Origin of the sequence: Staphylococcus argenteus (assembly GCF_000236925.1) — a bacterium.
In the GTDB taxonomy this organism is placed as follows: Bacteria; Bacillota; Bacilli; order Staphylococcales; family Staphylococcaceae; genus Staphylococcus; species Staphylococcus argenteus.
The window spans coordinates 1,277,132-1,303,536 of record NC_016941.1; the positions used below are offsets into that span (position 1 = coordinate 1,277,132).

Consider the following 26,405-nt stretch of genomic DNA (forward strand, 5'->3'; position numbering starts at 1 on the left):
TTGGACAAGTCTCTCGTTTTATATATTTTTAGGAGGCGTTTTGGAATGGCATTGTCTACTTTTAAGAGAGAACATATTAAAAAGAACTTAAGAAATGAAGAATATGATTTAGTAATTATCGGTGGCGGTATTACAGGGGCAGGTATAGCATTGGATGCAAGTGAACGTGGTATGAAAGTTGCATTAGTTGAAATGCAAGACTTTGCTCAAGGTACTAGTTCTAGATCTACGAAATTAGTTCATGGTGGTTTACGTTATTTAAAACAATTTCAAATTGGTGTAGTAGCTGAAACAGGTAAAGAACGTGCCATTGTTTATGAAAATGGTCCACATGTTACAACACCTGAGTGGATGCTTTTACCAATGCATAAAGGCGGTACATTTGGTAAGTTTTCAACTTCAATTGGCTTAGGTATGTATGATCGATTAGCTGGAGTTAAAAAATCTGAACGTAAAAAAATGTTATCTAAAAAAGAAACTTTAGCTAAAGAGCCATTAGTTAAAAAAGATGGACTAAAAGGTGGCGGTTATTATGTTGAATACCGTACAGATGACGCGCGTTTAACAATTGAAGTTATGAAACGTGCAGCCGAAAAAGGTGCTGAAATTATAAACTATACTAAATCTGAACATTTTACTTATGATCAAAATCAACAAGTAAATGGTGTTAAAGTTATAGATAAGTTAACTAATGAAAATTACACAATTAAAGCTAAAAAAGTGGTTAATGCAGCGGGTCCTTGGGTTGATGATGTCAGAAGCGGTGACTATGCTCGAAATAATAAAAAATTACGTTTAACTAAAGGTGTACACGTTGTTATTGATCAATCAAAATTCCCATTAGGTCAAGCAGTATACTTTGATACTGAAAAAGATGGACGTATGATTTTCGCAATTCCACGTGAAGGGAAAGCATATGTAGGAACTACAGATACATTTTATGATAATATCAAGTCTTCGCCATTAACAACCCAAGAAGATAGAGATTATTTAATTGATGCGATTAATTACATGTTCCCAAGTGTTAATGTTAAAGATGAAGATATTGAGTCTACATGGGCTGGCATTCGACCGTTAATTTATGAAGAAGGTAAAGACCCTTCTGAAATCTCTCGTAAAGATGAAATTTGGGAAGGTAAATCTGGTCTATTAACAATTGCGGGTGGTAAATTAACAGGCTATCGTCACATGGCTCAAGACATCGTTGATTTAGTATCAAAACGCTTGAAAAAAGACTACGGTTTATCATTTAGTCCATGTAATACAAAAGGACTTGCAATTTCAGGTGGAGATGTTGGCGGCAGCAAGAACTTTGATGCATTTGTAGAACAAAAAGTTGATGTTGCTAAAGGATTTGGTATCGATGAAAATGTTGCTCGTCGACTAGCAAGTAAATATGGTTCAAATGTTGATGAATTATTTAATATTGCACAAACTTCACAATATCATGATAGTAAATTACCTTTAGAAATTTATGTAGAACTTGTTTATAGTATTCAACAAGAAATGGTTTATAAACCGAATGACTTCTTAGTTCGTCGTTCTGGTAAAATGTATTTCAATATTAAAGATGTATTAGATTATAAAGATGGTATCATCGATATTATGGCAGATATGCTTGATTATTCTCCAGCTCAAATTGAAGCTTATACAGAAGAAGTTGAACAAGCAATTAAAGAAGCGCAACACGGAAATAACCAACCTGCTGTAAAAGAATAATTTGATTTTAACATGATAAACTGGTGTCCTTTTTCTCGGGCATCAGTTTTTTTGCATCGATTCCAAACAACAATTGAAAGTATTTAATTCTATATGTATGATAATAATAAAAAATGATTTTAAATAATTGTTATAAAAGGTGTGATACGATGGCTGAAAAACAATTTAAACTAACAGTTCAAGATAATACGAATATAGAAGTAAAAGTAAATTTTACTGATGTTGAGTCTAAAGGGATTGTCCATATTTTTCATGGTATGGCTGAGCATTTGGAACGTTATGATAAATTAGCCACTGCAATTTCAGCGTATGGATTTGATGTAATACGCCATAATCATCGTGGTCATGGTATCAATATAGATGAATCCACAAGAGGTCATTATGATGATATGAAGCAGGTAATCAGCGATGCATTTGAAGTCGCGCAAACTGTGAGAGGCAATGTCGATAAACCCTATATTATAATTGGACATTCAATGGGTTCAATAATCGCGAGACTTTTTGTGGAAACATATCCTAAATATGTTGATGGACTCGTTTTAAGTGGAACAGGAATGTACCCATTGTGGAAAGGATTGCCTACTGTTAAAGCATTACAAATAATTAAAAAAATTTATGGAGCTGACAAACGTGTTGAATGGGTTAACAAATTAGTGTCGAATACATTTAACAAAAAAATCCGACCATTAAGAACGAAAAGCGATTGGATTTCTAGTAATCCAGTAGAAGTAGATAAGTTTGTCAAAGATCCCTATAGTGGATTTAATGTGTCGAATCAATTATTATACGAAACTGCTTATTATATGTTGCGTACGTCGCAATTAAAGCATATGAAAGTATTAAATAAGGCAATGCCGATATTATTTGTCTCAGGTTATGATGATCCTTTAGGAGATTATGGAAAAGGTATCTTAAAATTGGCGAATATTTATAGAAAAGCCGGTCTTAAAAATGTTAAAGTTAATCTTTATCACCATAAACGACATGAAGTTTTATTTGAAAAAGATTATGAAAATATTTGGCAAGATTTATTTAAATGGTTGAATCAATTTAACAATAAATAAAGAAAGTGGAATTAAACATGAATAGAGAGAAACCCTTTATTGTGGTTATAGTAGGTCCAACTGCTTCGGGGAAAACTGAACTTAGCATTGAACTTGCAAAAAGAATCGATGGAGAAATAATAAGTGGAGATTCAATGCAAGTATATAAGTATATGGATATTGGAACAGCAAAGGTAACGCCCGAAGAAATGGATGGTGTACCACATCATTTAATTGATATTTTAAATCCTGATGATGCATTTTCAGCATACAAATTTAAAAATTTAGCTGAAGCGTTAATCGATGATATTACGAGAAGAGGTAAAATCCCTATTATTGCTGGAGGGACGGGACTATATATTCAGTCATTAATTTATAATTATGAATTAGAAGATGAAACAATAACACCCGAAGAAGAAATAATTGTAAAGAAAAAAATGAAAGAAATTGAACAATTGAACAATCAACAATTGCATGATTATTTAGCGCAATTTGATGCAATATCTGCTGGAAATATTCATAAAAACAACCGACAAAGAGTGTTGCGCGCCATTGAATATTATTTTAAAACAAAAAAACTTTTAAGTAATCGCAAGAAAGTGCAACAATTTACTGAAAATTATGATACATTATTAATAGGGATTGAAATGTCGCGTAAAACATTATATTCAAGAATAAATAAACGTGTTGATATTATGTTGGATCACGGATTATTTAAAGAAGTGCAACAACTTGTTGAACAAGGCTATGAATCTTGCCAAAGTATGCAAGCTATTGGATATAAAGAATTAATACCTGTGATTAACGGACAAATGATTTATGAAGATGCTGTCAATGAATTAAAGCAACATTCACGCCAATATGCAAAACGACAAATGACATGGTTCAAGAATAAAATGAATGTTCATTGGTTAGATAAAGAAAATATGTCACTTCAAATGATGTTAGATGAGATTACAACCCAGATTAAGTAAAAGGAGTCCGACAGATGATTGCAAACGAAAACATCCAAGACAAAGCACTAGAGAATTTTAAAGCAAACCAAACTGAAGTAACTGTATTCTTTCTAAACGGTTTCCAAATGAAAGGTGTAATTGAAGAATTCGACAAATATGTCGTAAGCTTAAATTCTCAAGGCAAACAACACTTGATTTACAAACATGCGATCAGCACTTATACAGTAGAATCTGAAGCTCAAGCATCTACTGAAAGTGAAGAATAAGTTGTAATCAAATGTGTATGAAATGATAGTTTATGCACATAAAACTTGAAGTATGGCAAATAGATATAGAATTGAAGTCATATGGGTCATCAATGATTTGATGTTCAAATGACAAGATACAATAAAGGAATGTTTGTAATAAAAACGCTTCATTTTAAAATCGAGTCAACATGAGACACGACTTTAAATGAAGCGTTTTATTTTGCCTTAATTTTTTGAGAAGAGTAATAAATTATAGCAACTTTTCGATTTCTTTTTCAATTTGAATAGGTTTTTTCTGTGGTGCAAATCGCTTAACTACATTACCTTCACGGTCAACTAAAAACTTAGTGAAGTTCCATTTAATCTTTTCATTAATGAAACCATGTTGTGCTGCAGTTAAATATCTGAATAAAGGAAATTGATGTTCCCCTTTGACATCAATCTTTTGATGCATAGGGAAAGTGACACCATAGTTTAATTTACAGTTTTGAGCAGCTTCTTCACCTGAGCCAGGTTCTTGATTACCAAACTGATTGCAAGGGAAACCTAAAACGACAAATCCTTTGTCTTTATATTTCTCATATAGTGCTTGTAAACCTTCAAATTGTGAAGTGAAGGCACACTCACTAGCTGTATTCACAATCAGCATAACGTCGCCTTTATAATCTTCTAATTTGTATGTAACGCCTTTATTTGTTTCTACTACAAAATCATATATTGTCTCCATTGAATCATCCTTTCGACTTACTTAAAATGTACCACAAAATCACACAATAGTCTTTAGTAAAACTCTGTGATAGAATACTTTGAGTAGGAATTTATTAAGGAGATGTATAACATGGCTCAGCAACAAATTCATGATACTAAAAATAAACTAGAAAAAGCTGTTTTAGTCGGTGTACATGCTCAAGATGATAAGCAATTTAATTTTGAGTCTACGATGGAAGAATTATCATCATTATCAGAAACTTGCCAACTTGAAGTATTAGGACAAATAACGCAAAATCGTGATCGTGTAGATCGTAAATACTATGTTGGTAAGGGTAAAATTGAAGAAATTCAAGCATTTATTGAATTTAAAGATATAGATGTAGTTATTACAAATGACGAATTAACGACTGCACAGTCTAAATCATTAAATGAAGCTTTAGGTGTAAAAATTATTGATAGAACTCAGTTGATTCTTGAAATATTCGCATTAAGAGCGCGAAGCAAAGAAGGTAAGTTACAAGTAGAGCTAGCACAACTTGATTATTTATTACCTAGATTGCAAGGCCATGGTAAAAGTTTGTCGCGTTTAGGTGGGGGCATTGGTACTAGAGGGCCTGGTGAGACGAAGTTAGAGATGGATCGAAGACATATTCGGACTCGTATGAATGAAATTAAACATCAATTACAAACAGTTGAGGGGCATCGTGAAAGATATCGCAATAAAAGAAATCAAAATCAAGTGTTTCAAGTAGCTTTAGTAGGCTATACAAATGCTGGTAAATCATCATGGTTTAACGTTTTAGCAAATGAAGAAACATATGAAAAAGATCAATTATTTGCAACTCTAGATCCAAAAACACGACAAATACAAATCAATAATGGATTTAATTTAATTATTTCAGATACTGTTGGTTTTATTCAAAAACTGCCTACAACGCTAATTGCAGCCTTTAAATCAACTTTAGAAGAAGCGAAAGGTGCAGATTTATTAGTTCATGTGGTTGATAGTAGTCATCCCGAATATCGTACACAGTATGATACAGTTAATGATTTAATTAAACAATTAGATATGAACCATATTCCTCAAATAGTGATATTTAATAAGAGTGATTTATGTGAACCTGAATCAAATAGACCTGCTAGTGATTTGCCAAATGTTTTTGTTTCTTCTAAAAATGATTCAGATAAACAACTAGTTAAAGAATTATTCATTGAAGAACTAAAAAGACAATTAACATATTACGATGAAACTGTTACTGCAAATAATGCTGATAGACTATACTTTTTAAAGCAACATACTTTAGTGACAGAGCTTACATTTGATGAGATTGAAGATGTTTATCGTATACAAGGTTTTAAAAAACAATAAAAGGACGAATTTTAAATGAAAGATATAAGTAAGATAGTTGACGACGTCGAATCAACGTTAGCACCGTATTTTAAAGAAATTGAAGAAACAGCATATTTTAACCAAGAAAAAGTACTAGATGCATTTCATCATGTCAAAGCTAGTGAAAGTGATTTACATGGGTCAACAGGATACGGATATGATGACTTTGGACGTGATCATTTAGAAGAAATATATGCACAGACATTTAAAGCAGAAGATGCTATTGTACGTCCGCAAATCATTTCAGGCACACATGCGATTACTATTGCATTACAAAGTTTACTAAAACATGGTGATGAACTGATTTATATCACAGGTAGCCCGTATGACACATTGCTTGAAGTCATTGGTGTAAACGGGAACGGTATTGAAAGTTTGATGGAACACGGGGTATCGTATAAAGATATCCCACTTAATGAAGGTAAGATTGATATCGAAAATGTGTTAGAAGGTATTACGGAACGTACTAAAGTCATTGCGATTCAACGATCGAAAGGGTATGACCAAAGACCATCTATTCCGCTTGATGAAATTGAAGATGCAATTAAGAGAGTTAAAGAAGTACATCCTAATATTTTAATATTTGTGGATAACTGTTATGGAGAATTTGTTGAAAGACGTGAACCTATTGAATGTGGTGCAGATTTAATAGCAGGGTCATTGATTAAGAATCCTGGTGGGGGTTTAGCAAAAATTGGTGGTTATATTGCTGGTAGAAAAGATTTAATTGAAAGATGTGGATACAGATTAACAGCACCAGGAATTGGTAAAGAAGCGGGTGCATCTCTAAATGCATTGCTTGAAATGTACCAAGGATTCTTTTTAGCGCCGCATGTTGTCAGTCAAAGTCTTAAAGGTGCATTGTTTACTAGTTTATTATTAGAAAAAATGAATATGAACACGACGCCGAAATACTACGAAAAACGAACTGATTTAATTCAAACAGTTAAATTTGATACAAAGGAACAAATGATTTCATTTTGTCAGAGTATTCAACATGCATCACCAATCAATGCGCATTTTAGTCCGGAACCTAGTTATATGCCGGGTTACGAAGATGATGTTATTATGGCTGCTGGTACATTTATTCAAGGATCATCAATCGAACTATCTGCAGATGGTCCGATCCGTCCTCCTTATGAAGCCTATGTCCAAGGTGGTTTAACGTATGAACACGTTAAAATTGCTGTGACAAGAGCTGTTAAACAATTAAAAGAAAAAGAGCTAATATAATTGATCGAATTTCACCCTAAATGAAAAATGTATTTTGGGTGGAATTTTTTGCGGATATTTATCAGATTATTTTTAAAAATTGAAAAAATATTTTTGGTGAAGGTAATTTTATTGAATATTAGAGTTCACAATTACAGTCATATCAATGTTTTAATGATTATGTTAGAAAACCTGACATATTTTTGTAATCCTAAAAAAATTATGATAAGTTATTAACAAGTTCAAAAGTAGAGGAGAGGAACAATGATATCGAATGATGCAATCAGACGAAATATGGCTGTCTTCTCTATGAGTGTAGTAAGTAAGTTAACGGATTTAACACCTAGGCAAATTCGTTACTACGAAACACATGAACTCATCAAACCTGAAAGAACAGAAGGTCAAAAACGTCTGTTCTCACTCAATGATTTGGAAAGACTACTAGAAATTAAATCACTTTTAGAAAAAGGATTTAATATCAAAGGGATTAAACAAATCATTTATGACTCACAAGAGCATTTAACAACTGATGAACAAGAGATAAGAAAAAAGATGATTGTAGATGCCACGCAAAAGCCTATTGGAGAAACTTTGCCAATAAATCGTGGTGATTTATCCCGATTTATTAAATAAAATTTGGAGGATTTTAAAATGCCAAAACGTACTTTCACTAAAGATGACATTCGTAAATTTGCAGAAGAGGAAAATGTAAGATATTTAAGATTACAATTCACTGATATTTTAGGAACAATTAAAAACGTTGAAGTACCTGTAAGCCAATTAGAAAAAGTACTTGATAACGAAATGATGTTTGACGGTTCTTCTATCGAAGGTTTCGTACGTATCGAAGAATCTGATATGTATTTACATCCAGATTTAGATACTTGGGTAATCTTCCCATGGACTGCTGGTCAAGGTAAAGTAGCACGTTTAATTTGTGATGTATATAAAACAGATGGTACACCATTTGAAGGAGATCCACGTGCAAACTTAAAACGTGTATTAAAAGAAATGGAAGATTTAGGCTTCACAGACTTTAACTTAGGGCCTGAACCAGAATTCTTCTTGTTCAAGTTGGATGAAAAAGGGGAACCAACTTTAGAACTTAATGATGATGGTGGATATTTCGATTTAGCACCAACTGATTTAGGTGAAAACTGCCGTCGTGATATCGTTCTAGAATTAGAGGATATGGGCTTCGATATCGAAGCAAGTCACCATGAAGTTGCACCTGGTCAACATGAAATTGACTTTAAATATGCGGATGCAGTTACAGCATGTGATAACATCCAAACATTTAAATTGGTTGTTAAAACAATTGCACGTAAGCATAATTTACATGCAACATTCATGCCTAAACCATTATTTGGTGTAAATGGTAGCGGTATGCACTTTAACGTTTCATTATTCAAAGGTAAAGAAAATGCATTCTTTGATCCGAATACTGAAATGGGCTTAACTGAAACAGCTTACCAATTTACAGCTGGGGTGCTTAAAAATGCACGTGGATTTACAGCGGTTTGTAACCCATTAGTAAACTCATATAAACGTTTAGTACCTGGTTATGAAGCACCATGTTATATCGCATGGAGCGGTAAAAACCGTTCACCTTTAATCCGTGTACCATCTTCAAGAGGATTATCAACTCGTATTGAAGTACGTTCAGTTGACCCAGCTGCGAACCCATACATGGCGTTAGCTGCAATTTTAGAAGCTGGTTTAGACGGTATTAAAAATAAATTAAAAGTTCCAGAACCTGTTAACCAAAATATTTACGAAATGAATCGTGAAGAACGTGAAGCTGTGGGCATTCAAGACCTTCCTTCAACACTTTACACAGCATTAAAAGCAATGCGTGAAAATGAAGTTATCAAAAAAGCTTTAGGAAATCATATCTATAATCAATTTATTAACTCTAAATCTATAGAATGGGATTACTACAGAACTCAAGTATCTGAATGGGAAAGAGATCAGTACATGAAGCAATATTAATACGCTAAACAATTGATGGGAAATCAGTAATATCAAGGGCTAGAGCAATTTTGCTTTAGCTCTTTTTTGGTTTGGAAAGATGGGATTTCACTTGACCACTTTTGTTAAAAAATGGATTTGGTCAAGTTTTGGTCAAGTAAGTATTTTGTGTATTTATTTTTAGAAAAGCTGGGGAAGACCATTTTATATTTTAGTTCACATGAATTTTAATATATTTGGAGGTGATGAGATGAGGCGATAAAAGAACGTCGCGAAAACGTTGAGTATTACTTGAAAATAGCCACATTCATATTACTTCTCATCGAATTCATTTGCAGAACGTTCTAAGATAAGACCCCGAAAAGAGGGGCCTTACTACTCATTATTAAGGGGGTAATACTATATGAAAAGAGAAACAAAACAAAAATTATCTTTTTGTTTATCGATCGGTATTTTCATTTTAGTTATACTACTATTGATATTCTAAAAAATTAAAAATTTTCGCCTCATCTAATTTATGAATTGCTATGATGAAATATTCAATACAATCAAAGAATTGATAGAAAACAAAGAGATAACGAGTTATCAAATTAATAAAGATACTGGGATAAGTTACGGTAATATTAATGCTATGCGCCGTGGAGAAAGAAGAATTGAAAATTTAAGCTTAAAGAATGCAAAGATCTTATAAGAATATGCTAAAAAGGTATTATAATATAAGCATTGAGTTCAATAGGCATACAATAACTGCCCAAACTAGTGACTGAGTGGGTGTTTTTATAGTATTAAAAGTTTTCTAAAAGTGAAAGAAATCATGTTTAGTGATTTACGTATGTTTTTCAAAATAGTATAATGATTTTATATAATATATAGAACTTCAGTATACCTTTTGAGTATATATGGAGTTCTTTCTTTTTTACAAGATGTATATGTATAAATGGAAATGTTTATTACATTACATAAAAACCATTAGGTGCTCTTAGATGGATGTTAAACATAAAACAAAGAGATTTTGAAAAATATAGGCTATTATAATTTAGAATTATAAATTATAAATCTTGTCATTGGATATGGGAATTCAAAAATATGACTTACACCAATTTGTGGAATGTTAAATAACTATAAAGAGGAAAGGAGGAAAAATGATAAGAATGGTTAAAGAAAAAGAACGAATAGCAAAATTAAATTTCGAATAGCTGTGACGAGCATAATAATTCAAGTACTTAATTTTATCAAATCGTTCTTTTAAAAAGGTAAAGGGCAAAAGACCTTTACCACATTAAATAGGGAGGTGGTATTTATGACAAGAGAATTAAGGAAAAAAATTAACTCTCTATCTTAACATTGCAACTTTAATATTATTTATTATTAATTTAACTAGAAAAAAATAAACTATTTTTTCATTTTGACAAAAATTATGAACCAGTTTAAAGAAATTTATAATACAATAGAAAAATTACTAAATGACAAATCAATATCTAATTATAGAATTAATCAAGACACTGGTGTTTCTTATGATGGTATAAGTGAATTAAGAAGCGGGAAAAGAAAAGTGAAAAATTTAACTTTAGAAACAGCGGAAAAACTCTATAATTACCAAAAACAATTAGAAACAATGATTGAAGATTAAAATAAGGACCTATCGTTTGATACATCAAGGAATGAGCCTTTTAAATTATCTAATTTTAAAGTATATTAAATATGGATAATTTAATGTGAATATAAATAAAAAATTATCAAATAAAATAATATAGAACAGATGGAGACAAGAAATTTTATCAATATATAATAAAAAAACTCCAATACTATTAGGTATTTGTTTATAAATTAACTAGTTTGTGAATTACGAAGAAACAATGTATTGCTAAACGTAGTTATTGCATTAGGAGTATTATAATTATAAATAGAAAGTGAGCGTGATTAAAAATGAATGAGATCGAAACGATTATAAGTGAAATAGAAAAGTTATTAGCTAACAATACACCATATAGTATTTCAAAAAATTCAGGTGTACCACGTCAAACAGTTACAGATTTAAAGGTAGGCAATACTCAAATAAGGGATGCAAAATTCAAAACAATAATCAAGTTATATGAGTACCAAAGGGCAGTAGAACATAAAACAGAGTGCTAATAAATATACTTTGTTAGGTTAGGTGGACAAGGTTTCAGACTTTTATTGATTTCCAGGTTGTCTGTCCACGTTTTGTCCACCTCAATAAAATTATCTTTAGGTTTTAAAAATTGTACATGCTTAAACAATCAAAAGTGTACATTATTATATTATCATTTCCATAAAAATTTGAAAGGTCTTTAACTGATGATATAAAAGGATAAATACAGTAATTAAATTAGCTTTATTGCAGCGTTTTATAATAATCGTATTAAGTAATATTTTACGTGTGCATCATTTTATATTGTCCTATTTATATTTATTTTGTATTAAATTGTTCGATTGACATATATAGCGATCTGTGATAATTATATTGTAATATTGCATTTGGTCTTATGATGCTAAAATTAATAGAGTTGAAAAGTATACTTTATTTCATGAAAGATTTTGGTACGCTTATTTGAAAATGTTTTTATTACAAAGTTACATGGCTAAATGTTTCTTTACAAAATTAATTCTTCGGGTGTAAAGAATCGTGTGTTAAACATAATTTATATAGATTATAAGGAGGTGAAAATGGTTGAGGAAGTTAAAACGATAAAATAGTTTGAATGTTTTGATTTCAATTCGGATAGAACTATTGAATTTGCAAACTAATAAGAATGTGAGGTTTGATTTAATACAGGATCATATTCTTTGAATAAAATAATACTTTCTTACCATTAGTAAAATGAAGATGACTATTAAAGTCCGAAAAACAAATAAAAAAGAGAAAATAGAATTTTTAATAGGGACGTTTATAATTATTTTAGTAATATTAGGGTTCAAAATTATGAAATAAATGTATAGTATTTGAGAAGTCTATATGACTCCGGAAAAATTAAAGTCTAAAGATATCTCAATATCTCAAATTTAATAGACTACTGGAGTTAGTAGTTTGAATACTGAAAGACACTAATCTAATAAAAATACATAAAAGGTAAAACTTTAGAAGTGGTTGTAAACTTCAATGAATACTAAACACTGAAGTTTAGTAAAAGGCGTAAGGTATACAAGACAAATCGTTTATCTTTGACAAAGTAATTGATGATGAAAAGTCGTTAATATGTTGAAAGAAAAATTGATAATATGAAATTTAACTATTATGAAGTGATGATAACCATTAATGCATAGAAAAATAAAAAAATCATTTATAAATAAAAAATACGTTAAGTTCACAGAATTTCGAAAAAAAGCAGAAAACATTGTACAGATATGGAGATGAAAAAATGTCAGAATACAAGAAAAAGATAATTGAATTAATTGAAAGTAATTTAACAGGATATGAAATTTCTAAAAAAACTGGAGTTTCTCAATATGTACTTTCACAATTAAGACAGGGCAAACGCGAAGTAGATAATCTAACCCTGAATACAACAGAAAAATTATATGAATATGCCAATAAAGTTTTGTAATATAACTACTGTATAAATTAATCAAGCTATGTTTATTTGATTTAACTATTAATAAAAATCATATGGTGAATGGATATTATAATAATTAAAATACAAAAATAGTAGATTCCAATTTGTGAAAAAGGAGTATGTCGTTTTATTTAGAATTTATTGCACGAAATTAGCGTCAAATAAGGGAAAAAAAGTATTAAGTTTTAAATGATAAAATAAATTGGAATGGAACGTCTTGAAATACTCTCTTCAAAGTTTTCATTTTTTCAATGTCTACTTCGAAGGGGGCATTTCCATTAAATTGTTATAGCTTTTTATATTTGTATAATGAACATATAAGTTTAAGAAGATGCGAGTGAAGGAAATAAAAAAGCTCAAATGTACCAAATTGTTAATCTTAATAAATCTCTACTTTATAAAGATTGAATGGACATTCGAGCGTTAATCAGTCAGGAGGGAATTTCACTCCTACAATTTAATAATAATACTTGCTTCACCACTGTACAAGGAGTGATTTGTTATGTTCAAAGTGAATTATTCGATTTTAAGTTATTATCCAGATATTTATCTCCATAGTAATTTAGCTGTAGGTGTGGCATTTGAAATTATAGGAGAAAGTTATCATAAGAATGAAATTAAATTTATAACCCAAAGAAGAAAAATTTTATCATTTGATGATGAAATAGACAATTTAGAACTTATTAATATGTTTTTGGATGGGCTTAAATGTGAATTCGAACAAACTAATCAATCATTAAAAAGTTATAAGAAAAAGTTTGTTAATAATTTCTACTTTGAGAATATTGAATATAAAATGTTTGACTCATTAAAAGAAGTTAATAATTTTATTGAAAAAACATATAAATATGTATTACATCTTGGTTTAGATAAAAAAGAAAGACTTAAGAAAACTGAGAAAGAACTTTTGAATAGCTAAGTAAAAAGGTCAAACATATTGTTCTGAATATAAATAAGTAATAACCGTACCTTTATTGATGCGGTTATTTTTTATGTAAAAAAACGAAAAAAGTTTTTAAAAAAAGTGTTGGATACAAAACAGGTTGGAAAGAGAAGAAAAAATGACAAATATCGCAAAAGCCAAAAGCGAAATCTTCCGCAACTACACTTTAGGCTTTGCAACACTTGCCACAATATTAAAAATGTTTTTCTAGAGGGGGGATATCCCCTCCCTCGTATTATATTACGAGGTGATGGAAATGACAAACTTAACTAAAACTAGAATAAAAATCTTTATTAATTATCTAATCGGAATTTTAGCTTTAATATTTGCCTTTTATATAATCTTAAAATAAAACTTTAGCCTGTTCATGAAAAATTATGTTAATAGAAACAATGAAAAAATTAATAAACTCAAATTTATCAGTGTATGAAATTGATAAAAAACGGGTGTAGCCCCAGCGAGTATAAGAAGAATCAGAAGAGGCAGAAGAACTGTTGAAAAATTAAGTTTTGATATTGCGGAAAAACTCTAAAATTTTCAAAAACAATTAGAAATAATGAATGAAGATTAAAAAACAAGGCTCTATCTCTTGATACATAAGGGATAGAGCCTTGTTAGTTGCCCAGTTTTTAAAAATGACAAAATTGGGCACCAAAATAAAAAACATTAAATAACATATAGTGATAAAAGCCGTAATCATGGGATTTTATCATCATATAATATAATAAAACTCTATTTTTTGAGAGCAGAACTCAAGTATCTGAATAGGAAAGAGATTAGTATGACTATTGTAAGGTTAGGTGGCCAATATAATGAATAATTCAAAATATTGGCTAGAACGAGCTCAAAATGTCATACAGAGTGAAATACAAGCGGATGCACAAGCAACAACTGAGATAGAACGAATTATTTTACAGATGTATGCATAAATTGCTAAAGAATTATTGGCATTTTATGCCAAATATGCAACCACTGCTGGATTAACAATGTTAGAAGTTAAGAAAAATGCTGATACGTTTGACGTAAAGGCATTTAGACATAAAGCTAAAATGTATGTTCGACGTAAAGACTTTAGTGGAGAAGCAAATCGTGTATTAAAGTTATATAACTTAACAATGAAGATTTCACGAGAGCAATTATTAAAGCAACAGCTTGACTTAATTGTCAGAGATACTGGATTGAATCTTCAAAGTAAACTAGAAGATCACTTAGTTGAAGCTGTGGATAGAGAAGTGGAAAGACAAGCGCATATTTTAGGTGAACATGTAAAGATAGATGATGCTGAAGTAAAAGCAGTGGTTAATAGTAACTTTAAAGGTGTGACATGGTCACAGAGAATATGGAAAGATATGGCATTGGTACAAAAAGAGGTAGAACAGATTACTAGTCATGTACTGATTCGTGGTCGACATCCTAATGAATTTGTTTCTGAGTTTAAAAAGCAAACCAATTCTACTTCTTATAACGCCAGTAGATTGTTAGTAACCGAATCAGCACGTGTACAAACAGAATCACAAAAGATAGCTTATCTTAAAGATTTAGGCGAAGATGGCAAATATAAATATGTTGCCAAAATAGATAGTAAAACATCTAAATTATGTCATTCACTCAACGGAAAAATATTTAAAGTTAAAGATATGATACCAGGTGTGAATGCACCACCTATGCATCCTTGGTGTAGAAGTACCACAGTGCCACATGTCAGCAGTTGGCGAGATAAGTTCTTTAAAGAGCGTGAAGGTAAGTATCAAGTAGAAGTAAAAGAAGCAAAATTACAGGAAAAAGCTAAAAACCAGATGAAAGAAATGATTGAAAGTGGTAAAATAAAAATAGAAATAAATCCTGAAAAACAGAATAGACATAACAAAAATCATCAATTGTTTAAAAATAGTAAAAGACAAGCAATAATAAATAATTATTTATTACCAAGTTATACTACTGTATCAATTCAAAAACTTAATGAATTATTATCAGACAAAGTAGGGACAGGTGAAATTTTATTATTAAGAGGTAAGTTTAATCAAAAAGAGATCATAGATTTTGAATTTGTAATTGGAAAATCATTTGTAGAAGGTAAATATATAGATACAACTTTTGGAAAAGTACATTATTCTAGAACAGGAACACATGTGGTTCCATATGTTAAAAAGGAGGTTGAATAATGAGAATAGCAAGGGCCTATGGTCATAAAGTTAAAGTAATTTTAAAAGATAATAATAATATAGTTGGAAATGTCATTAATTTTGAAAACCCAATCGAAAGTGATACTGGGAATTTCGTAATGGATTTAGAGACCTCAATGGGTATATATTCTATAGATGACTCTGAAATTAAAGACATACAAATAATTACAAAATAGCATCCTTTCTAAACAGATAAAGAGAAAGTGGTGCTATTTTTATACATTTTTTTAACCTTCTAATGTGAAGGTTATTTTTTATTGTCCAAAACGTGCTGATGACATTTTAAAAGCAAGTATGGAATATCAGTCGACAGACTATAAACGGAGGTATATCTCATGGAAAGAAATGAAAGTAATATTACTGATGTAACTCAGAACGAAGAGCAACTAGACAACAGTGATGAACAATCACAACAGAATGAGAAAACATTTTCTCAAGAAGAAGTATCACAATTGATTAAAGAGCGTATATCTAGAGAACACAAAAAATCAGATGAACGTATTAAAGACGCCAGAGAAAACAATGAAGTAGCTTATTTATTAAAAGGTGGTAAAGTTACAAAAGTATATGGCGGACAAGATAGTGTATCTTTTGTGCCAGGGGAAAAAGCAACCGAATTGTTATTTAACAGTAAACCTAATACAATTATTATGTTACATAACCATCCTGGTCAGTCAGGTTTTTCAGAATATGATTTATTTACATTTTTTAAGCATCCATCAATAAAATCAATGACAATCGTTACTAATAAAGGACAAGTAAAATTTATTACCAAGTCAGATAGGTTTCAAGGTAAAATAGTGAGTAAATTTTGTGCTAAATATTTTACGCATATTAATATTATTAATGATAGCCATATTGAAAAATTATTGAAAAATTTTATAGTATAAATATGATTAAATATAAAGTGAGATGATATTAATTATGTTAGATTCTCAATTAGATGGAAATGTAACTGCAAAAGAATTGAGTGAATCTTTTAAAGAATTAGTTGAAGAATTTGAACGTATAGAAAAAGCGAATAAGAATTCAAATTCAAAAGATAAACAGCATCCTTTCTAAACAGATAAAGAGAAAGTGGTGCTATTTTTTGCGTTATTATAACAACTAAGGATACCAAGCCGCACACCTTCAACAAAATCCTCATCTAAACCAATCGATTCCCTAAGCTCAATTTTAAACACAAAGCTTATCTGTAAACATGCACACCTATAAAAATCTGATTATCCAAAAGTCATAAACATGTCCATATTAAAAACTTAAATAGTGCATTCCATTTAAAATAAACATCGATATTCCTACCAAAATAGATTAAGTAATTCAATTGTTAATAGGTCACTTCTTTCATAAAATAACAACAACCATCATAATACTTTTCTAATTTCTTCAAATTAAAGCAAATACAGCGCAAATTTACCTTTATAAAAATATAAAACAAAACAAGATACTCAACAATCTATGGTATCTTGTTTTGGTGGACTGTAATTTCAAATCATCAACAATTTCAAATGCACGGTTTCATATCTACATGTTCATATACAAGCCAATAAACATAACTACTCAACTGAACTTGCTTAATTAAAAGTGAATCGCCAGATGACACGCTTCAACGTTATTAAATCAAATCTAATAATTTATTTAAATTTTCTTCGGTTGTCGCCCAGCTGGTTGCAAACCTTACAACACGATGCTGATCATCGTATTTTTCCCAAACAGCAAATTTAACTTTTTCTTCTAACGCTGCTATTTTCTCGTTACTTAAAATAAAAAATTGTTGATTGGTTGGAGAATCAAAGTAAAGACGATAGCCTTTATTTATAAATCCTTGTTTCATCTTATTTGCCATTTCGATAGCATGTCTACTTATTTTAAAATACAAATCATCCGTAAATAATTCTAAAAATTGTATACCAGTTAACCGTCCTTTTGCTAAAAGGGCGCCGTGATGTTTGATTCGAGTTGTAAATTGTTTCGGCTCATTATTTTTCGTGAAAACAATAGCTTCCCCGCATAGCGCACCAATCTTTGTACCACCTATATAAAATACATCACAATATTTAGCGATGTCTTTAATAGTCATATCTGATTGGTCACTCATCAAACCATATCCTAATCGTGCACCATCCATAAATAATGGAATCTTATATTGTTTACATACTTTGGAAAGTGTTTCTAATTCAGACTTAGAATATAGAGTGCCATATTCAGTCGGATGTGAAATGTATACCATTCCTGGGAATACCATATGGTCCTTTTTAAAATCACTTTTAAATGTTTCCATATAAGCTTCAACTTCTGAAGCGCTAATTTTCCCTTCATTAGATGGCAATGTAATTACTTTATGACCGCTGTATTCAATAGCACCACCTTCATGTACTGCAACATGTCCCGTATCTGCTGATATTACACCTTCGAAACTTTCTAACATAGAATTGATGACGACTTGATTGGTTTGTGTTCCTCCTACTAAAAAACGAACTGTAGCATTAGGACAATCAATTGTATCTTTAATTTTTTCAATTGCCTGTGCTGTGAATTGATCAAAGCCATATCCTGAAGCTTGTACAAGATTTGTATCCAATAGTCGTTTCAATACTTTTTCATGTGCACCTTCTAAATAATCATTTTCAAATGAGATCACTATTTTTCCCCCTAAAACTAACTTAATCATTTTAATATGATGAACTAAGTCGAAACACCACTTTAAAATTAAAAATAAACTTTAATAGTATAATTATATTATTGGCATCCAGTATAGTTGAATAAATATATTATACATTAAACAACCAACTAATAAAATTAAATAATGCTTTTTATAATCTTCTACGTACTAAAGATAATATACACAATAATGATTGAATTTTAATGATAAAAGTTCTATGATTTAAGAAATAGAGAAAAGAGGGGATTAAAATGGAACAAATAAAACTTAAAACGTTTACAGCTGAATCATTAGAGGTATTAGAAACAAACATTAATGCTTTTTTGAGTTCTGAAGAAGCTGCAAATTTAAAATTAGTAAATGTTACTATTAAGGAAATAGAAGAAAGAACATTCCCAAATAATGAAGAAGAATTCAATGCAATATTAACTTTATCTGTGAATAAATAATATAATGAGAAAGGTGCAAAAATATTTTTTGTGCCTTTCTTTATAGGAGAAAAGACTATGCAATTTACATTTTCAAATGATTTAGGAACACTTTTTACCATCATTTTAGCCATTGGATTTATCATTAATTTGGTTCTAGCGTTTATTATTATTTTTTTAGAAAGAAATAGACGTACAGCTAGCTCAACTTGGGCATGGCTATTTGTACTTTTTGTTTTGCCATTAGTTGGTTTTATCCTCTACCTATTTTTTGGAAGAACCGTTTCTGCACGCAAATTGAATAAAAACAATGGTAACGTGTTAACAGATTTCGATGACCTTTTAAAACAACAAATAGAAAGCTTTGATAAAGGAAATTATGGTACTGATAATAAACAAGTTCAAAAACATCATGATTTGGTCCGTATGCTTTTAATGGATCAAGATGGATTTTTAACTGAAAATAATAAAATTGATCATTTCATTGATGGTAATGATTTATATGATCAAGTTATAGAGGATATTAAAAATGCTAAAGAATATATCCATTTAGAGTATTATACATTCGCTTTAGATGGCTTAGGTCAAAGAATTTTAAAAGCGTTAGAAGAAAAATTAAAACAAGGTTTAGAAGTAAAAATTTTATATGATGACGTTGGTTCAAAGAAAGTTAAGATGGCGAATTTCGATCACTTTAAATCATTAGGTGGCGAAGTTGAAGCATTTTTTGCGTCTAAACTACCACTATTAAATTTCCGTATGAACAATAGAAATCATAGAAAAATCATCGTTATAGATGGTCAATTAGGCTATGTCGGAGGATTTAATATTGGCGATGAATATTTAGGTTTAGGTAAATTGGGATATTGGAGAGATACGCATTTGCGAATTCAAGGTGATGCGGTCGACGCTTTACAATTACGTTTTATTTTAGATTGGAATTCTCAAGCGCACCGACCACAGTTTGAATATGATGAAAAGTATTTTCCTAAAAAGAATGAACCATTGGGCAATGCACCAATTCAGATAGCTGCAAGTGGTCCAGCTAGTGATTGGCATCAAATTGAATATGGTTATACAAAAATGATTATGAGCGCAAAGAAATCTGTATATTTACAATCACCATATTTCATTCCAGACAATTCTTATATTAATGCTATAAAGATTGCAGCTAAATCAGGTGTAGATGTACACTTAATGATTCCGTGTAAGCCAGATCATCCATTAGTATATTGGGCGACATATTCAAATGCATCAGATTTATTATCTAGTGGCGTGAAAATTTATACGTATGAAAATGGATTTATACATTCTAAAATGTGTTTGATAGATGATGAAATAGTTTCAGTCGGTACTGCTAATATGGACTTTAGAAGTTTTGAGTTGAATTTCGAAGTCAATGCTTTTGTATATGATGAGAAGCTTGCTAAAGATTTAAGAGCAGCTTATGAACATGATATTACAAAATCAAAACAGTTAACTAAAGAATCATATGCCAATAGACCACTGTCAGTTAAATTTAAAGAATCGTTAGCAAAATTAGTATCGCCAATTTTATAATTTATTTGTAAAGAGTCTCAATTATAGAGGCTCTTTTTATTTTGTTCTAAACATTTTAACAATAAATTTATTATGTAAACCTTCCAATGACATTTGTCATTTTAAATCTATGACAAGATATTCTATTTTAAATCAATTAACTTTACTAATCTTAAGTTAAGAAAAACATAGAGGTGATTAAATTGATTCATATTTCAAATATCAACAAGTCATATAATAAACGGAGTGTACTAAAAAATATTTCGTTTGATATTGAACAAGGTAAATGTATCGCTTTAATAGGAAAAAATGGTGCAGGAAAGTCAACCTTGATTGATATATTAATTGGTAAAGTTAAAGCTAATTCTGGTGAGATATTTGATAAAGACAAGTTATTACAAAGTGAAAATCGCAGTATAATGTTCCAAAAAACGATGTTCCCTGATCAATTAAAAGTAATTGAGATTATCAAATTATATCAATCATTTTACGAAAATCCATTGCCATTGGAAGAAATAATAAGACTAACGAAATTTGATTCTAATCAATTGAATCAATTTGCTAATAAACTTTCTGGAGGACAACAACGATTACTTGATTTTGTTTTATCCTTAATCGGACAACCACAATTAATCTTGTTAGATGAACCGACATCGACTATGGATATAGAGATTAGAGAGTATTTTTGGTCAATGATTGAAAATTTAAAAGAAGAAAATCGAACGATACTTTATACATCACACTATATTGAAGAAGTCGAACGCATGTCTGACAAAATTATTCTAATTGAAAATGGAGAAATAATACTTAATGATTTAACGTCACATATTAGAACAAATCAACAATCTCAGATTACGTTATCCGATGAATATAAAAGAAAATTAAAGTTAGATAAAAATGATTTAGTTATTCAAAAAAATCATAATGGCACAATAAAAATTATTACTTCAAATGTTAATGATACGATTTTATATCTTCAACAACTTCATATTAATTTGGATGATATTGAAATTCAAAAAGTATCTATTGTTGATTCATACTTTAACAATAATGAGAAAAGGGGTTTTACACATGATGCTAAGTTACTTGAAAATTGAATGTAAAGTTTTAATGCGTAAAAAAACAACAATAATATTATCTATTTTATTTCCCGTTATATTCTATATATTATTTACTTCGATATTGGATTTGCCAGAAGATGTTAAACCGAAATTTTATAAAGAATATATGTATAGTATGACAGTTTATAGTTTATTAAGTTTTAGTTTACTAACATTTCCATTAGACATTATTAATGAAAAACAAAATGGATGGCGTCAAAAATTAATGGTAACACCATTTACATTTACTAGTTATTATATTTCAAAAGTAGTAAAAACTATGATGCAATTTGGAATAGCGATAATAGTGATTTTTATGGTTGGGCATTTTTATAAAGGTGTTGCAATGAGTGCAGGTCAATGGTTAGAGTCAGGAATATTTTTATGGTTAGGTGCATCTCTATTAATAACTTTTGGCATATTATTTTCTTTATTAAATGATATTCAAAAAACAAGTGCTTTAGCTAATATCGTAACAATTGGATTAGCAGTATTAGGTGGATTGTGGTTTCCGATAAACACGTTTCCGAATTGGCTTCAGCATGTTGCACATGTTTTACCAAGTTATCATTTGCGTAAATTAGGTGTAGATATTGCATCGAATCATCATATCAATTTAATATCATTTGGTATAATAATTTTGTATGCTTTAGGAAGTATAATAGCAGTGTATTGTATTAGAAGTTTTAAAAAGGCGGAATAAAAAATGAAATTTTTAAAAGGTACTTCAATTGCTGAACTATCCTCTTTACTTTATCTGATTTTTCCTATTGCTGGTATTTTTTTCAATGAAATACATGGGCCAAAATGGTTGTATATCATACTAGTTAGTATTTTTTCAGTGTCGTATTTTATATTAGTTACACTAAATAATAGACTTAATCATTTAACACTTTACATATTATTAATGACACATTATGTCATTATTTGCTATTTTGTATTATTTATACATCCGATCTTAAGTCTGTTTTTCTTTTACAGTGCCTTTGCTATTCCCTTTACTTTTAAAAAGAGTGTTAAAAAAGTTTCATTGTACATGTTTATACTAACACTGATTATATGTTTAATAATTACTTTTTCTTTTTATAACGACTATTTTGTTTCAATAATGATTTATTATGTCGTTATATTATTAATAATGCTAGATAATTTCAAAAAAATGAAAAATCGTGAATATCAAAAAGAGATAGAAGAAAAAAATCGACATATTAATACATTAATAGCTGAACAAGAGCGACATAGAATAGGGCAAGACTTACATGATACGTTAGGACATGTGTTTGCAAGTTTATCATTAAAATCAGAGTTAGCTTATAAACTTATAGATTCGGATATAGAAAAAACAAAAGCTGAATTATTAGCAATTAATAAATTATCTCGTGAATCACTAAACAAAGTTCGAGAAATTATTGATGATATAAAATTGCCATCATTTATTGAAGAGATTGATAGTTTAGGTAAGGTTTTAAAAGATGCTGATATTGATTTTACGTTTGAAAATAAAGAATTGGCACAAGTATTGAGTCCTACCAAACAATCCATGTTAGTTATGATTGCACGTGAAGCGATAAATAATGTAATTAAACATGCGAATGCTTCAAAAGTTCATGGCAAATTACAAACAGTAAACAATCATAAATTGCAGCTAATGATTGAGGATGATGGCAAAGGTATTGATAGTGATTGCGAGGTAAAAAGTATTTCGCAGCGTGTACAACATTTAAACGGAACTTTAGCAGTCGACTCAACAAATGGAACTAAAATAATCATCGAAATCTCAACAGGAGGAATAGCATGATATCTATAATTATTGCAGAAGATCAAAATATGTTGCGACAGGCAATGGTTCAATTAATTAAACTACATGGCGATTTTGAAATTTTAGCTGATGTGGATAATGGACTCGATGCATATAGAGTTATTGAAAAATATAATCCTGACGTGGTTATTTTAGATATTGAAATGTCCGGTATGACAGGTCTCGAAGTTTTATCGGAAATTAGGAAAAAGCAATTAAATATTAAAGTGATTATTGTAACAACTTTTAAAAGGCCGGGATATTTTGAAAAAGCTGTTGCAAATGATGTAGATGCTTATGTTTTAAAAGAACGTTCTATAGAAGAATTGGTGGAAACCATTAATAAAGTAAATAGCGGTGAGAAAGAATACAGTGCTACGTTGATGACTTCATTTTTCAAAGATAAAAATCCTTTGACTCCAAAAGAGCAAATAGTATTAAGGGAAATTGGCAATGGTTTAAGTAGTAAAGAAATAAGCGGAAAATTGTTTTTGTCAGATGGAACAGTTAGGAATTATACATCAGTAATTATTGATAAGTTATATGCAGATAATCGTTTTGATGCTTGGAAAAAGGCGAATGAAAAAGGGTGGATATAAATTAAAATAATAGTATTGAGTGTCTTGATTTAATACTGGGAACGAACCAGAACAAAATCATACTCAATACTTTTATTTTGTTATTCACAAGTCATGCTAGTGAATTATTTGTTTCGTTTTTTAGAAAACGAGGCAATTAGATAAACAATAAATCCTACAAAGATACCCAATAAAATAGATAATACGGCAGTAACTATTAATGGTAATTTGAAAAATATTTGTAGGAAAATACCAATGATAATTGCAATAATTACTGCAATCAATGTGACTGTATTTTCATTTGAAATGTTCATTCATTTTCACTCCTTAACAAATATTATTATAGCATGCTATAGCGTTCTAAAATATTGAAATATATAGATATGACTATTGACGTTATTTATTAACTTTTATATGATTAATCGGAATGAAAAAATTAGAAGTAGGTGGCAAAATGAAGTCGAATAAATCGCTTACTATGATTGTGGTGGCCATCATTATTGTAGGTGTTTTGGCGTTCCAATTTATGAATCATACTGGTCCTTTTAAAAAAGGATCAAATCAAGAAAGTGTCCAAGATTTAAAAGGTAAAGAAAAAGTGCATGTTCAAAGAGTCGTCGATGGAGATACATTCATAGCGAATCAAAACGGCAAGGAAATTAAGGTTAGACTCATTGGAGTCGATACGCCTGAAACAGTTAAACCGAATACGCCTGTACAGCCATTTGGTAAGGAAGCATCAAATTATAGTAAGAAGACTTTAACGAATCAAGATGTTTATTTAGAATACGATAAAGAAAAGCAAGACCGCTATGGTAGAACATTGGCGTATGTATGGATAAGTAAAAATCGTATGTACAATAAGGAATTAGTGGAAAAGGGGCTTGCTAGAGAGAAGTATTTTTCACCAAATGGTAAATATAGGAATGTATTTATAGAGGCGCAAAACAAAGCTAAACAACAGAAATTAAATATTTGGAGTAGATAATTAAAGACGTATTGGTAGAAAAAATCGTCATATCTAAACGTGTTAGAAAGAAGGATTTTAACATATCATCCAATTTTTGATTTAATAATTTTGGTACTGAAAACAAACTATCATAGTTAATTGAACATAATAAAGGCATAATAATCATTGTACGTACTGAGTGTAATTGATTATTATGCCTTTTACTTTATTTAAAAATACTTGTAATTTGGTCCACTTGATCTTTATTGAGAGGGTGTTTTGAAAGCTCGATTGCTTCACTTATAATGCGTCGTAAAGACGATTTAGTGGAAACAGTATCAACGTACTTGTCTCGTTCCTCGGAACCTTGAATAATATTAACTGTGCCATCACTAAAATAAATGACGCCCGTACTTTGGACTTTAAAGTTAAAGTTTTGCTCTATATGATCTTTTAATGCTTTAGCATTATTCGCTGCTAATTGATACGGATCATAATCATAAAAGTCATAAACAACACGATTTGGTTGAACAGTTTCTGTAAATGTATAAATTGCGCTTCTTGATGAATTAAACTGATCGTGGTATTGCTGACTTATATAATGACCAACCACTTTTTCTATATTACTATTACTCATTTCTGTATCATGTTCATCTGGTACATCGAAGTGATAAAATGTTTTTTCACCCCAACTTTTAACGTCAACATTTATCAACCCGATATCTGAAACAATGATAAAATCAAAAGAACGTGCAAACTCGAAAAATGGATGTTTTGTCGCTAAATTGCTAGTCACGATAATATCGTAATATTTTAATTTTCCTTCTTCAAGATAACTATCTAAAATCTTACGTAATTCTCTTTTAGCATTTTTATAGGCATGATGTCCAACATCATTATTAGAACTAAGCATTTGGCTTCTTAGTTCAGCATTTTCAGCACTTAATGCTTTATTCTTTTTAATGAGTTGCTTTCTAGCGTAGACCTCGGTATCGATTTTACTGTTACTGTACCTTTGATTTAAAACTAAAATACCGGTTAATGCTACTATGATAATGATAAGTACAATATAAAAAGACATTTTTTCACCAATCCTTTTTGACTTCTTTAACTTTGTGTACAATAATAATTAATATAGATTAATTGTTATTCAATTTCCCACATTTTTATTAGTTGATTTTAGTTCACCATTGTTATAATCAAATTATAAACTGACAGAAATTGATGTTCAATGAATATGACGTGAAAGATTCGTGAATTCAACTTTATGACGAATTTATGATATGTCTGAACTTTTATAAATGAATTGTTTTAATTGATATACTTTCGAGATTGAATTCGTTAATTTTAAAAGGTATAATGAAATTTGTGAAAGCGCTTGCTTAGGAGGTGTATTTGAG

General features: G+C 30.0%; 29 protein-coding genes and 1 pseudogene. 26 read left to right on the forward strand and 4 right to left on the reverse strand.

Going from position 1 to position 26,405, the window contains the following annotated elements; translation table 11 throughout:
* Positions 1–45: 45 nt before the first annotated feature.
* From SAMSHR1132_RS05980 to hfq, 4 genes are all read left to right on the forward strand, one after another.
* Positions 46–1,719, forward strand: coding sequence for a glycerol-3-phosphate dehydrogenase/oxidase (locus tag SAMSHR1132_RS05980; RefSeq protein ID WP_001218605.1), 1,674 nt, complete (start codon positions 46–48; stop codon positions 1,717–1,719).
* A 149-nt stretch (positions 1,720–1,868) separates the two neighbouring features.
* Positions 1,869–2,783, forward strand: coding sequence for an alpha/beta fold hydrolase (locus tag SAMSHR1132_RS05985; protein WP_000818582.1), 915 nt, complete (start codon positions 1,869–1,871; stop codon positions 2,781–2,783).
* A gap of 17 nt (positions 2,784–2,800) precedes the next feature.
* A complete protein-coding gene (gene miaA / locus SAMSHR1132_RS05990) occupies positions 2,801–3,736 on the forward strand; it encodes a tRNA (adenosine(37)-N6)-dimethylallyltransferase MiaA (RefSeq protein WP_014373825.1) in 936 nt (311 codons plus the stop codon).
* A gap of 14 nt (positions 3,737–3,750) precedes the next feature.
* Positions 3,751–3,984, forward strand: coding sequence for an RNA chaperone Hfq (gene hfq / locus SAMSHR1132_RS05995; protein WP_000561354.1), 234 nt, complete (start codon positions 3,751–3,753; stop codon positions 3,982–3,984).
* A 232-nt stretch (positions 3,985–4,216) separates the two neighbouring features.
* Here hfq and SAMSHR1132_RS06000 read toward each other — a convergent pair whose 3' ends face one another.
* Positions 4,217–4,693, reverse strand: coding sequence for a glutathione peroxidase (locus SAMSHR1132_RS06000; protein ID WP_000448087.1), 477 nt, complete (start codon positions 4,691–4,693; stop codon positions 4,217–4,219).
* 111 nt (positions 4,694–4,804) lie between these two features.
* Here SAMSHR1132_RS06000 and hflX point away from each other — a divergent pair, with 111 nt between their 5' ends.
* The 15 genes and pseudogenes from hflX to SAMSHR1132_RS06080 all read left to right on the forward strand — a co-directional run bounded on the left by hflX (position 4,805) and on the right by SAMSHR1132_RS06080 (position 17,013).
* Positions 4,805–6,046, forward strand: coding sequence for a GTPase HflX (hflX, locus tag SAMSHR1132_RS06005; protein ID WP_000068611.1), 1,242 nt, complete (start codon positions 4,805–4,807; stop codon positions 6,044–6,046).
* A gap of 15 nt (positions 6,047–6,061) precedes the next feature.
* Entirely contained in the window at positions 6,062–7,300 is a 1,239-nt protein-coding gene (locus tag SAMSHR1132_RS06010; RefSeq protein ID WP_000652057.1) for a methionine gamma-lyase family protein, read from the forward strand.
* A 243-nt stretch (positions 7,301–7,543) separates the two neighbouring features.
* The gene (locus SAMSHR1132_RS06015; protein WP_000624945.1) at positions 7,544–7,912 is read left to right on the forward strand and encodes a MerR family transcriptional regulator; all 369 of its coding nucleotides are present in this window, start codon (positions 7,544–7,546) and stop codon (positions 7,910–7,912) included.
* An 18-nt stretch (positions 7,913–7,930) separates the two neighbouring features.
* On the forward strand, positions 7,931–9,271 hold the full coding sequence (glnA, locus tag SAMSHR1132_RS06020; RefSeq protein WP_001126603.1) for a type I glutamate--ammonia ligase: 1,341 nt from the start codon (positions 7,931–7,933) through the stop codon (positions 9,269–9,271).
* A gap of 496 nt (positions 9,272–9,767) precedes the next feature.
* Positions 9,768–9,941: a helix-turn-helix domain-containing protein gene (locus tag SAMSHR1132_RS06025; RefSeq protein ID WP_042355160.1), complete on the forward strand. Its 174-nt coding sequence runs from the start codon at positions 9,768–9,770 to the stop codon at positions 9,939–9,941.
* A 714-nt stretch (positions 9,942–10,655) separates the two neighbouring features.
* The gene (locus SAMSHR1132_RS06030) at positions 10,656–10,880 is read left to right on the forward strand and encodes a helix-turn-helix domain-containing protein (RefSeq protein ID WP_080724647.1); all 225 of its coding nucleotides are present in this window, start codon (positions 10,656–10,658) and stop codon (positions 10,878–10,880) included.
* Between the two features lie 296 nt (positions 10,881–11,176).
* A complete protein-coding gene (locus SAMSHR1132_RS06035) occupies positions 11,177–11,383 on the forward strand; it encodes a hypothetical protein (protein WP_001002337.1) in 207 nt (68 codons plus the stop codon).
* Between the two features lie 709 nt (positions 11,384–12,092).
* Positions 12,093–12,203 (forward strand): hypothetical protein, encoded by a 111-nt coding sequence (locus tag SAMSHR1132_RS06040; protein ID WP_001788716.1) that lies wholly within the window; start codon positions 12,093–12,095, stop codon positions 12,201–12,203.
* A 427-nt stretch (positions 12,204–12,630) separates the two neighbouring features.
* Complete coding sequence (locus tag SAMSHR1132_RS06045) at positions 12,631–12,816, forward strand: hypothetical protein (protein ID WP_000006110.1); 186 nt, start codon at positions 12,631–12,633, stop codon at positions 12,814–12,816.
* 511 nt (positions 12,817–13,327) lie between these two features.
* Positions 13,328–13,744 carry a hypothetical protein gene (locus SAMSHR1132_RS06050; protein WP_000477486.1) on the forward strand — a complete coding sequence of 139 codons (417 nt, stop codon included), beginning with the start codon at positions 13,328–13,330 and terminating at the stop codon, positions 13,742–13,744.
* 836 nt (positions 13,745–14,580) lie between these two features.
* Positions 14,581–15,930 (forward strand): annotated as a pseudogene (locus tag SAMSHR1132_RS13775) (minor capsid protein).
* Positions 15,930–16,127 carry a hypothetical protein gene (locus SAMSHR1132_RS06060; protein WP_001217013.1) on the forward strand — a complete coding sequence of 66 codons (198 nt, stop codon included), beginning with the start codon at positions 15,930–15,932 and terminating at the stop codon, positions 16,125–16,127. Before SAMSHR1132_RS13775 ends, SAMSHR1132_RS06060 begins: the two are co-directional and overlap by 1 nt.
* A 64-nt stretch (positions 16,128–16,191) precedes the next feature.
* Positions 16,192–16,320: a hypothetical protein gene (locus tag SAMSHR1132_RS06065; protein WP_031786973.1), complete on the forward strand. Its 129-nt coding sequence runs from the start codon at positions 16,192–16,194 to the stop codon at positions 16,318–16,320.
* Positions 16,287–16,841 (forward strand): hypothetical protein, encoded by a 555-nt coding sequence (locus SAMSHR1132_RS14100; RefSeq protein ID WP_000440737.1) that lies wholly within the window; start codon positions 16,287–16,289, stop codon positions 16,839–16,841. Before SAMSHR1132_RS06065 ends, SAMSHR1132_RS14100 begins: the two co-directional genes overlap by 34 nt.
* Positions 16,842–16,863: 22 nt before the next feature.
* Entirely contained in the window at positions 16,864–17,013 is a 150-nt protein-coding gene (locus SAMSHR1132_RS06080; protein ID WP_096001310.1) for a hypothetical protein, read from the forward strand.
* A gap of 553 nt (positions 17,014–17,566) precedes the next feature.
* Here SAMSHR1132_RS06080 and SAMSHR1132_RS06085 read toward each other — a convergent pair.
* The gene (locus tag SAMSHR1132_RS06085; RefSeq protein ID WP_000622688.1) at positions 17,567–18,592 is read right to left on the reverse strand and encodes a threonine aldolase family protein; all 1,026 of its coding nucleotides are present in this window, start codon (positions 18,590–18,592) and stop codon (positions 17,567–17,569) included.
* Between the two features lie 272 nt (positions 18,593–18,864).
* Between SAMSHR1132_RS06085 and SAMSHR1132_RS06090 the strand changes: the two genes are divergently transcribed.
* From SAMSHR1132_RS06090 to SAMSHR1132_RS06115, 6 genes are all read left to right on the forward strand, one after another.
* Positions 18,865–19,062, forward strand: a complete 198-nt coding sequence (locus tag SAMSHR1132_RS06090) for a hypothetical protein (protein WP_000435065.1) — start codon at positions 18,865–18,867, stop codon at positions 19,060–19,062.
* 57 nt (positions 19,063–19,119) lie between these two features.
* Positions 19,120–20,601, forward strand: a complete 1,482-nt coding sequence (gene cls / locus SAMSHR1132_RS06095) for a cardiolipin synthase (RefSeq protein ID WP_001160818.1) — start codon at positions 19,120–19,122, stop codon at positions 20,599–20,601.
* Between the two features lie 173 nt (positions 20,602–20,774).
* Positions 20,775–21,677 (forward strand): ABC transporter ATP-binding protein, encoded by a 903-nt coding sequence (locus tag SAMSHR1132_RS06100; RefSeq protein WP_080724645.1) that lies wholly within the window; start codon positions 20,775–20,777, stop codon positions 21,675–21,677.
* Positions 21,652–22,383, forward strand: coding sequence for an ABC transporter permease (locus tag SAMSHR1132_RS06105; RefSeq protein WP_000979679.1), 732 nt, complete (start codon positions 21,652–21,654; stop codon positions 22,381–22,383). Before SAMSHR1132_RS06100 ends, SAMSHR1132_RS06105 begins: the two co-directional genes overlap by 26 nt.
* A 3-nt stretch (positions 22,384–22,386) precedes the next feature.
* Positions 22,387–23,478, forward strand: coding sequence for a sensor histidine kinase (locus SAMSHR1132_RS06110; RefSeq protein WP_000670346.1), 1,092 nt, complete (start codon positions 22,387–22,389; stop codon positions 23,476–23,478).
* A complete protein-coding gene (locus tag SAMSHR1132_RS06115) occupies positions 23,475–24,077 on the forward strand; it encodes a response regulator transcription factor (protein WP_000623462.1) in 603 nt (200 codons plus the stop codon). Before SAMSHR1132_RS06110 ends, SAMSHR1132_RS06115 begins: the two co-directional genes overlap by 4 nt.
* A gap of 104 nt (positions 24,078–24,181) precedes the next feature.
* Here SAMSHR1132_RS06115 and SAMSHR1132_RS06120 read toward each other — a convergent pair whose 3' ends face one another.
* Positions 24,182–24,370, reverse strand: coding sequence for a hypothetical protein (locus SAMSHR1132_RS06120; RefSeq protein WP_001027141.1), 189 nt, complete (start codon positions 24,368–24,370; stop codon positions 24,182–24,184).
* 140 nt (positions 24,371–24,510) lie between these two features.
* Here SAMSHR1132_RS06120 and nucI point away from each other — a divergent pair, with 140 nt between their 5' ends.
* The gene (nucI, locus tag SAMSHR1132_RS06125) at positions 24,511–25,044 is read left to right on the forward strand and encodes a thermonuclease NucI (RefSeq protein ID WP_000841356.1); all 534 of its coding nucleotides are present in this window, start codon (positions 24,511–24,513) and stop codon (positions 25,042–25,044) included.
* Between the two features lie 187 nt (positions 25,045–25,231).
* On the opposite strand, the gene SAMSHR1132_RS06130 is transcribed toward nucI, so the two are convergent.
* On the reverse strand, positions 25,232–26,086 hold the full coding sequence (locus SAMSHR1132_RS06130) for a hypothetical protein (protein ID WP_000011704.1): 855 nt from the start codon (positions 26,084–26,086) through the stop codon (positions 25,232–25,234).
* Positions 26,087–26,405: the final 319 nt, after the last annotated feature.